General features: G+C 64.2%; 13 protein-coding genes. 7 read left to right on the plus strand and 6 right to left on the minus strand.

What is annotated here, in order from left to right; all coding sequences use genetic code 11:
• Positions 1-127: 127 nt before the first annotated feature.
• Positions 128-1366, minus strand: a complete 1239-nt coding sequence (locus tag MTX19_RS11235) for a PLP-dependent aminotransferase family protein (protein ID WP_280983645.1) — start codon at positions 1364-1366, stop codon at positions 128-130.
• 58 nt (positions 1367-1424) lie between these two features.
• Positions 1425-1904: a DUF3124 domain-containing protein gene (locus tag MTX19_RS11240; protein WP_280984763.1), complete on the minus strand. Its 480-nt coding sequence runs from the start codon at positions 1902-1904 to the stop codon at positions 1425-1427.
• Between the two features lie 121 nt (positions 1905-2025).
• Here MTX19_RS11240 and MTX19_RS11245 point away from each other — a divergent pair, with 121 nt between their 5' ends.
• From MTX19_RS11245 to MTX19_RS11260, 4 genes are all read left to right on the plus strand, one after another.
• On the plus strand, positions 2026-3753 hold the full coding sequence (locus MTX19_RS11245; RefSeq protein WP_280983646.1) for a cation:proton antiporter: 1728 nt from the start codon (positions 2026-2028) through the stop codon (positions 3751-3753).
• 144 nt (positions 3754-3897) lie between these two features.
• Positions 3898-4974, plus strand: coding sequence for a 3,4-dihydroxy-2-butanone-4-phosphate synthase (gene ribB, locus MTX19_RS11250; protein WP_280976530.1), 1077 nt, complete (start codon positions 3898-3900; stop codon positions 4972-4974).
• Between the two features lie 174 nt (positions 4975-5148).
• Positions 5149-6363, plus strand: a complete 1215-nt coding sequence (locus tag MTX19_RS11255) for an acyl-CoA dehydrogenase (protein WP_280983647.1) — start codon at positions 5149-5151, stop codon at positions 6361-6363.
• Between the two features lie 147 nt (positions 6364-6510).
• Complete coding sequence (locus tag MTX19_RS11260; RefSeq protein ID WP_280983648.1) at positions 6511-7431, plus strand: MBL fold metallo-hydrolase; 921 nt, start codon at positions 6511-6513, stop codon at positions 7429-7431.
• Positions 7432-7628: 197 nt separating this feature from the next.
• On the opposite strand, the gene MTX19_RS11265 is transcribed toward MTX19_RS11260, so the two are convergent.
• Together MTX19_RS11265 and MTX19_RS11270 are read right to left on the minus strand one after the other, a co-directional pair.
• Positions 7629-8480, minus strand: coding sequence for a DUF1499 domain-containing protein (locus MTX19_RS11265; RefSeq protein ID WP_280983649.1), 852 nt, complete (start codon positions 8478-8480; stop codon positions 7629-7631).
• A gap of 297 nt (positions 8481-8777) precedes the next feature.
• A complete protein-coding gene (locus tag MTX19_RS11270) occupies positions 8778-10406 on the minus strand; it encodes a 3-(methylthio)propionyl-CoA ligase (protein ID WP_280983650.1) in 1629 nt (542 codons plus the stop codon).
• A 76-nt stretch (positions 10407-10482) separates the two neighbouring features.
• On the opposite strand from MTX19_RS11270, the gene MTX19_RS11275 reads away from it, so the two are divergent.
• Positions 10483-11649 (plus strand): extensin family protein, encoded by a 1167-nt coding sequence (locus tag MTX19_RS11275; protein WP_280983651.1) that lies wholly within the window; start codon positions 10483-10485, stop codon positions 11647-11649.
• 24 nt (positions 11650-11673) lie between these two features.
• Here the strand turns inward: MTX19_RS11275 and MTX19_RS11280 are convergent, their stop codons facing one another.
• Positions 11674-12351 carry a L,D-transpeptidase gene (locus MTX19_RS11280; protein WP_280983652.1) on the minus strand — a complete coding sequence of 226 codons (678 nt, stop codon included), beginning with the start codon at positions 12349-12351 and terminating at the stop codon, positions 11674-11676.
• Positions 12352-12687: 336 nt separating this feature from the next.
• On the opposite strand from MTX19_RS11280, the gene MTX19_RS11285 reads away from it, so the two are divergent.
• A complete protein-coding gene (locus MTX19_RS11285; RefSeq protein WP_280983653.1) occupies positions 12688-13665 on the plus strand; it encodes a magnesium transporter CorA family protein in 978 nt (325 codons plus the stop codon).
• A gap of 139 nt (positions 13666-13804) precedes the next feature.
• A complete protein-coding gene (locus tag MTX19_RS11290) occupies positions 13805-14026 on the plus strand; it encodes a hypothetical protein (RefSeq protein WP_280976539.1) in 222 nt (73 codons plus the stop codon).
• A 136-nt stretch (positions 14027-14162) separates the two neighbouring features.
• Here MTX19_RS11290 and MTX19_RS11295 read toward each other — a convergent pair whose 3' ends face one another.
• Positions 14163-14915 carry an SDR family oxidoreductase gene (locus MTX19_RS11295; protein ID WP_280983654.1) on the minus strand — a complete coding sequence of 251 codons (753 nt, stop codon included), beginning with the start codon at positions 14913-14915 and terminating at the stop codon, positions 14163-14165.
• Between the last annotated feature and the right edge of the window lie 9 nt (positions 14916-14924).

Raw genomic sequence — 14924 nt, forward strand, 5'->3', positions numbered from 1 at the left:
AAACAGCGCAGCCTATTGAAACGTTCCTGTGAAACTCAGAGAGTTTTCTGAACGCTTGTTCAGCAAGTGCGCGTCGATTCGCTACTGCGACCGGAACGAATCGATCCATCGTGCTGCGAGCCGATCGCTAACCGCGCTTCTCCACATTGCTGCTCCGCGTCGGCACGCCGAATTCCTTCCGGCACACCTCTGCAAGCACGGCGATGCCCTCGCGGATCTGCTGATGCGAGGGGCTCGCGAAGCAGAGCCTGAGCCGGCTGCCCGAGTGAGCCTTGTTGGTCGACCATTCCGGTCCCGGATTGATCGAGACGCCGGCCGCGAGCGCCGCCTGATACAGCTTCATCGTATCGACATTGTCGGGCAGCTTGACCCACAGGAAGATGCCGCCCTTGGGTGCTTCGAATTCGGCCGCGGTGCCGAACTGCTCGTTCAAAGCCTCCATCAGCGTGTCGAGTTTTGCGCGCAGGCCGCGCGTCAGCCGCGGCACGTGGGTCGCGAAATGCGGCGCGCAATATTCGGCGAGCACCATCTGCTCCAGCGCGCCGGAGCCGGCATCTGTCTTTAGCGCCAGCATCCGCGACATCATCTCCCAGGGCGCCACGATGAAGCCGACGCGCAGCGCCGGCGCGATCGATTTCGAGAACGAGCCGATATGGATCACGCCGCCATGCTTGCTCATGGCGTAGACCGCGGGCGGCCGCTCGCCGCTCCAGATGAGGTCGGCGTAGCAATCGTCCTCGAAGATCGGCACGCCGTATTCCTGCGAGAGCCTCAGCATCTCGGCACGGCGGCCTTCGGGAAGGATCGAGCCGGTCGGGTTTTGCACCGTCGGGATGGTGTAGATGTATTTCGGCGTGATGCCCCGGCGCTTGTGGTCGGCGAGCGCTGCGGCCAGCGCATCCATCCGCATGCCTTCGCCATCAAGCGGAATCCCGACCGCGTTGACGCCGAGCCGCGTCAGCCGGTTCAGCGAGCCCTGATAGGTCTCCTGCTCGATCAGCACGGTGTCGCCTTTGGCCAGCAGGGTGTGATTGACGAGGTCGAGCGCCTGCAGCGAGCCGGACACGATCATGATCTCGTCCGGCGTGCAGGCGATAGCGGCGTCGCGCTTCAGCTTTTGTGCCAGGAATTCACGCAAGGGCAGGTAACCCTGCGGCCCGTGGGCGAGGTTGTAGGTCGCGAGATTGCGGCCCTCGCGCTTCAGCACGGCATTGACCGCCTCCAGCAGCCCGTCGACCGGGACCTGCTCGGGATCGTTGTTGCCGCCGACGAAGCTGTACTTGGCAAGACCGGTCCACCGCGCGGCCGGCGCGGGCAGTCCGGCCGGGAGCAGGGGTGCAAAGTCGAACTGGGCTGAGGTGGACATGGGTGCTTCGCTCCGTCTTGTTGTCGTTGAGAAGGCCGTGTCGCGGCCTTCCATGAGGTTAGTTCTTGCCGACCAGCTTGATCGGCCGGCCCTGGGTAATGAAGGCATAGTGTCCGGCGCCGACGCTGCCGATCATCAGGGCCTCGACCACCGGTTCAGCGATCTCGCCGGTCGCCGCCCAGTCGACCACGAAATTGGCGCCGGTGCCGCCGCGGGTATCGGTGGTGGCGATGACGACCTCGACGGTCGCGAACGGTTTTAGCGCCACCGGCGATTTGAGGTAGCTCTCCACCATCTTGCCTGATGTGTCGAAATAGGCGATCCGCTTCAGCACCAGCGGCCTCGTCTCCGAGGCGTTGTGCACGCTGAGCGTCACCGAGAAATCTGCCCTGAGCTTGCCCTGGCTCATCGACACGCTGGAATAGGCCGGCACGTAGAACGCGCCGGAGACCGCGAGATTTTCGGTCGGCATCGTGGTGAGCGAATTCGCAAAATTTTGCTCAATGCTTCCGGCGGCTTGCGCAGTCGCCCGTCCCATGTGCAACGTGAGCAGACAGGCGAGAATCGCCAGCAAAAGGCCGCCTGCGCGGATGTGACACATTGCTTGTTTGATCCTCACGCCCAGCCCTCTAGGTTGCGGCATCGGGAAATTTTGACGCATGCACGAACTTATCCGCGATATCACGCTCTGTATCCTGTTCGCCTGGGGGCTCGGGCTGTTGGCCCATTTCTCCCGGCAGCCGCTGATCCTGGCCTACCTTATCGCCGGCTTTTTCATCGGTCCATTCGGCATGGGCTGGGTCGAGTCGCAGGAGTCGATCAGCGTCATCTCCGAGCTCGGCCTGATCTTCATGCTGTTCATGATCGGGCTGGAGATCGACCTGAAGAAGATCGTCCGCGCCGGCAAGGTGATCCTGTTCGCCGGCGCCGGCCAGCTTCTCGGCGGCTGCCTGCTCGGCATCCTGTTCTTTGCGGGAATTGGGCTCGCGATCGGCGGCCGCAAGTTCGATGCGCTCTATCTCTGCGTCGCCTGCGCGCTGTCCTCGACCGTGATCATCGTCAAGGTGCTCTACGAGAAGCGCGAGCTCGACACGCTGCCGGGCCGGATCACGCTCGGCGTGCTGGTCTTGCAGGACATCTTCGCGATCCTGTTCCTGGCGGTCCAGCCGAGCCTCGACAACCTGCAGATCGGTGTGGTGCTGCTGTCGATCGCCCGCGTCGCCGTCCTGGTCGCGACCGCGCTGGTGTTGAGCCGCTACGTGCTGCCGCGGCTGTTCCACCAGATCGCGCGCCGGCCCGAACTGGTGCTGCTCGGCGCGCTCGCCTGGTGCTTTCTGATCGGCGAGATCGCCGAACGGTTGCATCTGTCGCGCGAGATGGGCTCGCTGGTCGCCGGCGTCTCGATCTCGACCTTCCCCTATGCGCTCGACGTCACCGCGAAGGTCACGACGCTCAGGGATTTCTTCATCACCCTGTTCTTCGTCGCGCTCGGCATGACGATCCCGATTCCGGGCCTCTCGGTGATCGGGCTGGCGCTTGTCATCGCGGCATTCACCGTGGCGAGCCGCCTGGCGACGACGTTCACGCCGCTCTATCTGATGAAGCAGGGCCTGCGTGCCAGCCTGCTGCCGGCGATCAACCTGGCGCAGATCTCCGAGTTCTCGTTGGTTGTGATCCAGACCGGAACCGCCGCCAGCCACATATCGACCGAGACCGCGAGCGCCGCCTCGTTCGCGTTCGTGGTGCTGGCGGTGCTCTCGACCTTTGCGATGGGGCGCAGCGACCAGGTCGTGCGCGGCCTGATCGGTCCGTTGAAACGGATCGGACTGCGCGACCTCGGCCACGCCCAGGAAACCGAGGGGGCGGGCGAGGGCGGCCATGGCGAGATCAGGCGCATCGTCATCCTCGGCTTTTTCCGCGCGGCGAGCGCGCTGCTCAACCAGATCGAGCGGCAGAACCAGTCGCTGCTCGAGCAGATCAGCGTCATCGACTTCAATCCGCTGGTGTTCCGCACGTTGTCCGACCGCGGGCTGCACGTGATCTACGGCGACATCAGCAATGTCGACACGCTGGTCCATGCCGGTATCGGCAAGGCCGAGATTATCATCCTCAGCGTGCCGGATTTCCTGCTCGTCGGCGCCGACAACGAGAAGCTGGTGCGTCACGTCCGGACCTTGAACCCGACCGCGAGGATCGTCGCGACCGCCGACCTGCTGGCCGACGTCGAGGATCTCTACAAGGCCGGCGCCGACTACGTCACGGTGACCCGGATCAGCGACGCCGGTGAGCTCTATGCCGTGATCGAGGCCACCGACGCCGGCCTGCTCGACGACAAGCGCGCCGAGATGGATGCCCGGCTGGCCGATCGGCGCGAGGTCTTGCCGTAAAGCGCTCGGTCTCCTCCGGACCTCCCGCAGGGGCAACCTTTTCCTGGTATGCCTGTTCAACGCATACCGGGTTGCATAATGATACTGGCGCGGGCTTCGGAACCCGGCTAATCCACTGCCTGCACATAGCGAGATGTTAGGACAATGGCCGATACGATCCAGGAAGTGCTGCAGGCGTTTGCGGGGGGAGAACTCGTCGTCGTCACCGATGATGACGACCGTGAGGGCGAGGGCGACCTGATCGTCGCGGCGTCGTTCTGTACGGCGGAAAAGATGGCCTTCATCATCCGCCACACCTCCGGCATCGTCTGCGCGCCAATCACCACCGACGACGCGCGCCGGCTGCGGCTCGACCCGATGGTGGCGCACAACGAGTCCAGCCACACCACAGCCTTCACGGTCTCGATCGACTACAAGCCCGACGGCGGCACCGGCATCTCCGCGGAGGAGCGCGCCTCCTGCTGCCGCGCGCTCGCCAACCCTAATGCCGGCGGCAACGACTTCGCGCGGCCCGGTCACATCTTCCCGTTGATCGCCCGCGACGGCGGCGTGCTGATGCGTTCCGGCCATACCGAAGCCGCGGTCGATCTCTGCAAGCTCACCGGCCTGCCGCCGGTCGGTGTCATCAGCGAGTTGATGAATGACGATGGAACCGTGATGAAGGGTGAGCAGGTCGCGAAATTCGCCGCCGCCCACAAGCTCAAGCACGTCACGATCGCGGACCTCATCGCCTACCGCCAGGCGCGCGAGAAGCTGATCGAGCGGGTCGCGACCTTCACCACGGAAAGCCCGATCGGGCCGCTCCAGGGCTATGCCTATCGCTCGCCATTCGACGAGATCATGCATGCCGCCTTCGTCTATAATGGCATCGGCGACGGCAGGAACGTGCTGACGCGGCTGCACAAGCCCAACATCGTCAAGGACCTGTTCACGGGACAGGCGCGGATGGAAGCCGTGCTGCGGCAGTTCAAGAATGCGGGCCGTGGCGTGCTGGTGTATCTGCGCGATGGTGCAGCGGGCGTTCCGGTCGAACCGGTCGGCGAGCCGAACAGCGCGGAAGCCGATCGCAACAGGCAGTGGCGCGAGGTCGGCGTTGGCGCGCAGATCCTGCGCGATCTCGGCGTCACCTCGATCCGAAACCTGACCTCGTCGGTGCACGACTACAAGGGCCTGTCCGGCTTTGGCATCGAGATCGTGTCCAACGAGAAGCTCGAGCATTAGCACTTGTCATTCCGGGCGATGCGCATGCATCGAACTTCGGGGGCGCAATTGCGTACCCTGGTTCACGCTGCCGCGTGCCCCGGAACGACCGTGATCCCAATTCAATTGCGCTTTGCAGCATAGCGCTTTAATTTAGCCACCAAATTCCGAAAGACCTATGCGAAAGGATGTTTCATGAGCGTGCGCCCCCAGGCCAAGGACAAGCCGGCTGCCGCCAGCTTCCAGTGGGATGATCCGTTCCTGCTTGACGACCAGCTCACCGAAGACGAGCGCCTGATCCGCGACACCGCGCGGGCCTATGCGCAGGACAAGCTCCTGCCACGCGTCACCAAAGCCTATCTCGAAGAGAAGACCGACCGCGAGATCTTCAACGAGATGGGCGAGCTCGGTCTGATCGGCGTCACGCTGCCGGAGGAATATGGCTGCGCCAATGCGAGCTATGTGGCCTACGGCCTCGTGGCGCGCGAGATCGAGCGCGTCGACAGCGGCTATCGTTCGATGAACTCGGTGCAGTCGTCGCTGGTGATGTATCCGATCTACGCCTATGGCGACGAAAACCAGCGCAAGAAATATCTGCCCAAGCTCGCGACCGGCGAGTGGGTCGGCTGCTTCGGCCTGACCGAGCCGGACGCCGGTTCCGATCCCGGCGGCATGAAGACCCGCGCGGAAAAGGTGTCCGACGGCTACAAGCTCAACGGCAGCAAGATGTGGATCTCGAACGCGCCGATCGCCGACGTCTTCGTGGTCTGGGCCAAGTCGGCCGCGCATGACAATCAGATCCGCGGCTTCATCCTGGAGAAGGGCATGAAGGGCTTGTCGGCGCCGAAGGTCGGCGGCAAGCTCAGCTTGCGCGCCTCGATCACCGGCGAGATCGTGCTCGACAATGTGGTGGTGCCGGACAGCGCGCTGCTGCCCAACGTTTCCGGCCTGAAGGGGCCGTTCGGCTGTCTCAACCGCGCCCGCTACGGCATCTCGTGGGGCGCGATGGGCGCCGCCGAGGACTGCATGCACCGCGCGCGCCAGTACACGCTCGACCGCAAGCAGTTCAACCGGCCGCTCGCCGCCACCCAGCTCGTGCAGAAGAAGCTCGCCGACATGGAGACCGAGATCGCGCTCGGCCTGCAGGCCTCCTTGCGCGTCGGCCGCCTGATGGACGAAGGCAAGATGGCGCCGGAGATGATCTCGATCGTCAAGCGCAACAATTGCGGCAAGGCGCTCGACATCGCCCGCATGGCGCGCGACATGCACGGCGGCAACGGCATCCAGATCGAGTATCACGTGATGCGTCACACCGCGAACCTGGAAACCGTGAACACCTACGAGGGCACCCACGACGTCCACGCCCTGATCCTTGGCCGCGCGATCACCGGCATCCAGGCATTCTCGTAACGGCGCTTGGGTTGTGATCCACCGGAAGTAACCACAGATGTCGACATGGCCGGGCTCGTCCCGGCCATCCACGTCTTGGCTTGCGGAAAAGACATGGATGCCCCGGGTCAAGCCCGGGCATGACGATCGAAATGCAGGGAGGTCACCATGACCGATAACGACGACATCCCGTTCAACCGCAACTTCCCGCTCAAGCCCGGCGTGGTCGAGGAGGTTCGCCCGGGCGTGCGCCGCGTCCTCTGCAACAATCCAAGCCCGTTCACCTTCACCGGCACGGTCAGCTACATCGTGGGGAAAGGCAAGGTCGCGATCATCGATCCCGGCCCGGATGACGAGGCGCATGCGAAAGCGCTGCTCGATGCCGTCAGGGGCGAGACAGTAACCCACATCCTGGTCACCCATACCCACCGCGACCATTCGCCGAACACCCCGCGGATCAAGGCCGCGACCGGCGCGCCTGTCTATGCCGAGGGGCCGCATCGCGCCTCGCGTCCGCGCTTCGAGAGCGAGAAGCACAATCCGGAATCCGGCGCCGACCGCGATTTCCGTCCCGACGTGCAGGTGAAACACGGCGACGTCATCGAAGGCGCGGGCTTTGCGCTGGAGGCGGTCGCCACTCCCGGCCACACCGCCAATCATCTGGCGTTTGCATGGGCCGAGCGCAGCATCAATTTCGTCGGCGACCACGTGATGGGCTGGTCGACCTCGATCGTGGCGCCGCCCGACGGCTCGATGATCGACTACATGGCCTCACTGGAGCGGCTGGAGCAGCGGCCCGAGCAGCTCTATTTCTCGGGCCATGGGCCGGAGATCACCGAAGGTCCGCGCTACGTCCGCTTCCTGGCGCGGCATCGCCGGGCGCGCGAGGCGTCGATCCTGCATCGCCTCGGCAAGGGCGAGGCCGACATCCCGACGATGGTGCGTGCGATCTATATCGGGCTCGATCCGCGCCTCGCCACCGCTGCCGGCTATTCCGTGCTGGCGCATCTGGAGGACCTCGTCGGACGCGGGATTGTCGTGACCGATGGCGATCCCGTGATCGGCGGGACGTATCGGCTGGCTTCTTAACCTCGCCCTGTTCTTCACGGGGAGAGGTCGAAATTCGAGCGTAGCTCGAATTTCGGGTGAGGGGCATGCCACAAGCTCGGTCCTGCCATTGCGCTCGCGGATAGAAGCCTCTCACCCCAACCCTCTAAGAGCGAGCTCCGCTCGTCTCGACCGCGCAAGAGCGGGGCGAGGGAGCGCACCGGTGACGCGGGGAGACGCTACTTCTTCACCGTCTTCGCCGGCGCCTTCGGTGGAGCCTGCGGCTTCTTCACCGGCTTGGAGTTGTCGTTGTCGACCGCGGTGTTGATGTCCTCGATCAGCCTGGTCACCCGCGCGGCGTTGCTGCCGAGATCGGCGTCGAAGTAACGCGAGGCCGAGCGGATATCGACGCGCGAGTCCTCGCCATCGGGCGTCACCCGGATCGAGACATCCTCGCGGAACCCCATGATCGGGGTGCGCGCCACCGCCTCGATCCGGCCGACGTTGCGCGGCGGCTGCGGCGCGCGCTCGTCGATGACGAGCCATTTGCGGCGGTTCACCAGCCGCAGCGTCAGCTCGAAGGCGCGGGTGGCCGGCACCTCGAGCTCGACGGTCTCGATGTCAGGATAGGCCCGGCGCTGCTGCTCGGCCGAATAGAGGCCGGCATAGACCGCAGGATTGGTGCCTTCACCAGTGCGTAGGCGCGCCAGCGCCTCGAATTTCGGCGGGTCGATCGGATCGGTGGTGACGTCGTAGATCCGCGGCAGCTTGCGGTACTGATAGAGGAGGTAGGCGGGGTAGGCGAGCACGGCAGCGTCGATCAGCAAGGCGAGCAGGATCCGGCCCATGCCGCGGGTGCCGTTCTGCCAGATTGCGGCGAAGGCGCCGAGGCCGACCAGGATCGAGAGGCCGGCGCAGCCGAGCGCGCCGAAGAAGGTCGCCAGTGCCGGCTTCACCTCCAGGAATCCGAAGCGGACGATGAGGATCGAAACCAGCACCGCGACGACGGAGAAGATGGCGAGGTTGCGTGACCAGGTGGCGAGACCGGACACGGGCTCCTGCTGGTAGGGAGCGGAAAACCTGCGGGCCATCGTCGAAAAAATCTCCCGGTTGAGATTCGCCGGGGCGACCAATGCCGCCGTGACTGATCCGTGTGAGACCACGGACCTGCGGCAAATTCAAGGGAATTTGGCCGGTGTTCTCACCCCTCTGGAGGGCCCCTCCAGGGGAGGGCTATCGCATATGCTGATCACACTGCGCGTTCGATGCATGCGGTTTGGTTGGTCTACCCACAAGCCCGGCCATGACGACGTGGGGACGTCAGCCCCGGAGCCCGCCGATGTCATATGCGATAGCCCTCCCCTTGGAGGGGAGGATGGGAGCCCGCATCACGCCGCTGCTGTCGGGAGCCTGTAGTCCTTGAACTGGTCGCGCAGCGCCGTTTTCAGGATCTTGCCGGTTGCGGTGTGCGGAATGCCGTCGACGAAGGCGACGTCGTCGGGCATCCACCATTTCGCGATCTTGCCGTCCATGTATTTCAGGATGTCGTCGCGCGTGGCGCTCTGGCCCTGCTTGAGCTGCACGATCAGCAGCGGGCGCTCGTCCCATTTCGGATGATGGACGCCGATCACGGCCGCTTCCGCGACGGCAGGATGGCCGACCGCGAGGTTCTCGAGGTCAATCGACGAAATCCATTCGCCGCCGGACTTGATCACGTCCTTGGAGCGGTCTGTGATCCGCATGTAGCCGTATGGGTCGATCGTGGAGACGTCGCCGGTGTCGAAATAGCCTTCCTCGTCGAGGATGTTGCTGTCGACCCTGAAATAGGCCTTTGCGATCGCAGGGCCGGAGACCTTCAGCCGCCCGAAGGTCCTGCCGTCCCACGGCAACTCCTTGCCGGCATCGTCGGTGATCTTCATCTGCACGCCGAACGGCGGATAGCCCTGAGTCTGCAGGACGTCGAGCCGTTCCTCGCCGGTGCGCTCGGAGAATGGCGGCTTGAGCGTGGCGAGCGTGCCGAGCGGGCTCATCTCGGTCATGCCCCAGGCGTGGCGCACCTGCGTCCCCATGTCGAGGAAAGCCTGGATCATCGAGCGCGGCATCGCCGAACCGCCGCACACCACCATCTGCAGATCCGGCAGCTTGAGATTGTTGGCCGCCATGTATTGCAGCAGCATCAGCCACACCGTCGGCACGCCGGCCGTATGCGTGACCTTCTCGGTCTGCATCAATTCATAGACCGAGGCGCCGTCGAGCTTCGGGCCGGGCATCACGAGCTTGGTGCCCATCGAGGGGGCGGAGAAGGCGATGCCCCAGCTGTTGGCATGGAACAACGGGACGACCGGAAGCATTGTGTCTGCGGCGGAGGTGCCGAGCGCGTCCTTCGAGTTGGCCATCAGCGCATGCAACACGTTGGACCGGTGCGAATAGAGCACACCCTTGGGATCGCCCGTCGTGCCGGACGTGTAGCACATCGCCGCCGCGGTGTTTTCGTCGAAGGTCTTCCACTGGAACTTGCCGTCAGACGCTGCGATCCAGTCTTCATAGGCGACCGCGTTCTTCAGCGTGGTCTGCGGCATATGCGCCTTGTCGGTCAGCACCACGTAGCGCTCGACGCTCGGCAGCTGGTCTGCAATTTTCTCCAGCACCGGAACGAAAGTGAGATCGGTGACGACGATGCGATCCTGGGCGTGGTTGACGATCCAGGCAATCTGTTCCGGAAACAGGCGCGGATTCACCGTATGGCAGATCGCGCCGATCCCCATGATGCCGTACCAGACCTCGAGATGGCGCCAGGTGTTCCAGGCGATGGTGGCGATGCGGTCGCCGAGCTTGATGCCGTCGCGTTCCAGGCTCTGCGAAACCTTCAGCGCGCGGGCATGGATCTCGGCGTAAGTGGTGCGATGAATGGGTCCTTCGACCGACCGTGTCACGACTTCCTGGGTGCCGTGATATTTCGCGGCGTGCTCAATAATCTTGTGACACAGCAAGGGCCAATCTTGCATCAAGCCAAGCATACGCAAATCCCTCCTCAATCCTCGCGCATGATCCGCCGGCATCTTGGGCGGCCGGCAGTGAAATCATGGAATTGACATGAACTTTAGCGCGGAGAAAGCAAGCCGAAAATGGGCTGATGGCGCGTTTCGTCGCGGAGGCGCGGCAATAGTTACCGCCGTTGCAGCGTTGCTCTGGCTTGGCATGCAAGCTAGTCCGGCAGAGGCCGCCCGGCATTCGGCAGGCTTTCCATGGGATGACCTGTTCCGCACCCGCCCGGTGAAGCCGCGCGTGGTCAAGCGCCGCGCCGCCGTGCCATTGCCGAAGCCGCGCCCCGCCGAGGCGCCGGCTGTGGCCGAGCCTGAGCAGCCCGCTGTCGTGACGCAGCCCCCGGCTGAGACGGCGCGGCCCACGGAGCCCGCCAAGCCTGCGGAGCCCCCAAAGCCGCCGGAGCCCGCCGCACCGCAGCCCTCGGCCTGCCGGCAGGCGTTGACCGAGGAGATCGCGATCGCGCCGAGCATCCCTGACATCCACGGGCCCGGCGGCTGCGGCGGCGAGGACCTTGTGCGGCTGGAGGCGATCGTGCTGCCGGACAAGCGGAAGGTCGCGGTGAAGCCGGCTGCGATCCTCCGCTGCAAGATGGCAACCGCGATCGCTGATTGGGTTCGCACCGACATCGCCCCGCTCGCCGAGGGTCTCGGCAGCACGGTCAGCGATCTCGATAATTTCGACTCCTTCGAGTGCCGCGGCCGCAACCGGGTGGTCGGCGCGCAACTCTCCGAGCATGGCCGCGCCAATGCGCTCGACGTGCGCGCCTTCAAGCTCGCCAACGGCAGATCGATCTCGCTGACCGACCGCACGGTGCCGCGCAGCTTGCGCGAGACCGTGTTGCATTCGGTCTGCGCCCGCTTCTCCACCGTGCTGGGTCCGGGCTCAGACTGGTACCATGAGGACCACATCCATCTCGACCTGATGGAGCGTCGCAACAACTACCGGATCTGCCAGTGGAACGTGTACGACCCGCTGCCGCAGGTCGCGCCGCTGCTGCCGGCCGCGCGCCCGGAGGATGCTCCGCCGCGCGAAGTGGCGGCAAAATCTGATGGGTCGAAGCCTGATGCGCCCGACGCTGACACGTCCAAGCGTGACACGTCAAAGGCTCACGGCAGCAAACCGGACGCAACGAAAGCAGAAGATGCGGCCGCACCCGCCGCCGCGGCAGCCAAGCCGCAGCCAACAAGAAAGCGCCGGCAAAGCCGGCGCCCTTGATGTCGTCCACGATGGTCGAGCGGATCAGTAGGTCGTGTTGCCGCCGCCGCCCTGCAGCGCCATCCGCGAGTTGAACGGCGAGTCGCCATGCTTCGGCTCCAGCACCACCACGATGGTGCCGAGCTTGACGCGGTTGTAGAGGTCGATGACGTCTTCGTTGGTCATGCGGATGCAGCCCGACGAGATCGACGCGCCGATATATTCCGGCTGGTTGGTGCCGTGGATGCGGAACAGCGTGTCCTTGCCGCCCGAGTAGAGATACATCGCGCGCGAGCCCATCGGATTATCCGGGCCCGGGGCCACGTAGCTGGGAACGCCAAGGCGGGAGATCTCGCCGGGGGTCGGGTGCCAGGCCGGCCATTCGGTCATGGCGCCAACCTTGGCAATGCCGGACCATGCCATCGCCTCTTCGCCGACGGTGATGCCGTAGCGGATCGCCTTGCCGCCGTCCATCACGTAGTAGAGGTAGTGGTTGTCGGAATCGACCACGATCGAGCCGGGGGCTTCCTTGCGGTGATATTCGACGATGGCGCGGCGGAACGGCTCGGCGACCGGCGTCTTGACGAAGGTGCTCTTCGCCAGCAGTTCCTTGTCGCGCGGCTTGAAGTTCGCGGTGTTTGTTGCCTCGTAGGTCGTGGCCTGCATGCAGCCCGACAACATCAGGCCCGCGGCCAGAATCCCGAAGGTAACTTTGAGCGACATGATACGGTCCAATCGAAAATCCGCGCCCCAAAGCGCCATTATTGCGCCCCAAACGCCACGATTCCATTAATGGCATTATTGCCGAACCCCTCCGTCATTCCCAGCGTTTAGATGCTCTTCCCGCGTTGCGGGACGCCATCTGTGGCTTTTTTGCCGCAAGTTTTCTGGCGCTGGGCCGTCTTTCTGTGCAAACAGGCAACGGTCGGGAAGGGGGACGTCGCGTCGCCGCCACCTAGCCGCCACAAATCGGGGCGGCCGATTCATGTGCCGGTCATGAACCGCCAGCCAGAATCGGGCTAAGTCCACGAGTCTGCCAGCCGTTTCCCGGAGTTCCTTATGCTGTCGGTGTTCGTTCCCTCCGATACGTCCCTCAAGAAGACCGCCGCCACCGACCTCGCGGGGCTGCCCGACAACGCGGTCTGGGTCGATCTGGTGAACCCGACCGTGGAGGAGGACCGGGCCGTCGAGAGGCTGGCCAAGATCGCGGTCCCGACGCGGGAAGACATGCAGGAGATCGAGATCTCCAGCCGGCTCTATATCGAGAACGGCGCGCGCTACATGACCGCAACGCTGATGTGCCAGTCCGACACTGATATGCCACGGACCACGGCCGTCACTTTCATCCTGACCGGCCATCGCCTTGTCACGGTGCGCTACGACCTGCCCAAGCCATTCGCGCTGGTTGAGAACAAGCTGGCGCGCGCCTGCCCGCCCGGCATCACCGGCGAGCAGGTGCTGATGGAACTTCTGGACGCGGTGATCGACCGCTGCGCCGACATTCTGGAGCGCTGCGGCGCCGATATCGACCAGGTCTCGCATGACATTTTCGAGCCCGAAAGCGAGCGCCATGGCCACGCCAAGCAATATTCGCAGATCCTGATCGCCATCGGCCGCAAGGGTGACCTGACCTCGAAGGTCCGTGAGAGCCTGGTCTCGATCGGCCGCCTCGTCACCTTCCTGTCCGCTGTCGTGGAAGGGGTGAAATGGTCGAAGGATATGCGCGAGCAGCTCAAGACCATGCAGCGTGACGTGGCGTCACTGACGGACCACGCCTCCTATCTCTCCAACAAGATCACCTTCGTGCTCGACGCCATGCTCGGCGTCGTCAACCTCGAGCAGAACAACATCATCAAGCTGTTCTCGGTGATGGCGGTGGTGTTGATGCCGCCGACGCTGATCGCCTCGATCTACGGCATGAACTTCAAGGTGATGCCGGAACTCGAATGGACGCACGGCTATCCGCTGGCACTCGTCGCCATGCTCGCCGCGGCGATCGTGCCGTACTGGATCTTCAAGTGGAAGAAGTGGCTGTAAGGCCTGTTTTCAGCGCGTGCGTCGCGTTTTGGGATTGCGGCGGGCTGCCTTATTTCCTCTCCTAAAATTTGAGTGTTGCGCTGAACGTTTGGGCGAAACTTGTCTGCGATAACGCCAGTCTCGAAGCCGGAGGACAGCAATGGTTGAGAAAATCATAACGCCACGGCGTAACGTCATCGACTTTGCGCGCTATCAACGAGACCGCGCAGCAGGCAAGGTGCAGGCGATCTCGCCGAGGCTTTGCCGATACTGTGGCGCTGCGTTGCTGGACGGTGAAGACGAAGACGACTGCTCCAGCGCGTTGAATGACGTCGCGCTGCGGCCGCTTGAGAAGAAGCCGCGCAGGTTCTACGCGGAATAGAGGCAGAAGCCTCGGAGGCAGAAGCCTCCTTGCGTCGTTGCATCCGCAATCGAAGCAATCCCTGGAATACGGCCGCGGCGGCGGCCGGGGATCGCTTCGTCGCTCTCCCTCCCAGTAATGACGTCCCAACCCACTCTTATACGTGCTGACCACCGTTGATGTGGATCTCCGCACCGTTCACGTAAGAGCTGGTTTCCGTGCATAGCACGTAGATGATCTTGGCGACCTCGTCCGGCGTGCCGAGGCGATGCATCGGGATCTGCTGGTCGACGATCTTCTCGGTGCCCGGCGACAGGATCGCGGTGTCGATCTCGCCCGGCGCGATCGCGTTGACGCGGACGCCGACGCGGCCGAAGTCCGATGCCATCTCGCGCGTCAGAGCCGCCAGCGCCGCCTTCGACGTCGCATAGGCCGCGCCGGCAAAGGGATGCACGCGGGAGCCCGCGATCGAGGTGACGTTCACCACCGCGCCGCGCGCGTGCTTCAACTCCTCGATCAGCCCGCGCGCGATCATGATCGGCGCGAAGAAGTTGACGTGAAAAACCTGGTTCCAGGTTTCGACATCGGTATCCATGGTGCCGAGCCGTCCACCGCCCGGAGCTTTCGGCGAGATCGCGGCATTGTTCACCAGCGCATGGAGTTCGTCGTTTTCGAGCCGTCGCCTGATTTCGGAGATCGCGCGCACGGTGTCGTCGTGGCTGCCGAGGTCGACCTCGATATGGTCTTCCGGCCCCGCGCCCCACGGACAGACTTCGGGAAAGGCGTGCCGCGAGCAGGTGATGACGCGCCAGCCGGCGGATGAGAACCGGATCGCGGTGGCATGGCCGATGCCGCGGCTGGCGCCGGTCAGGAGCAGCGTGCGGCGGGGCGCGTTGGATGTGGGAGGCATGGGGACCTT

Source organism: Bradyrhizobium sp. ISRA464 (assembly GCF_029910095.1).
GTDB lineage: Bacteria > Pseudomonadota > Alphaproteobacteria > Rhizobiales > Xanthobacteraceae > Bradyrhizobium.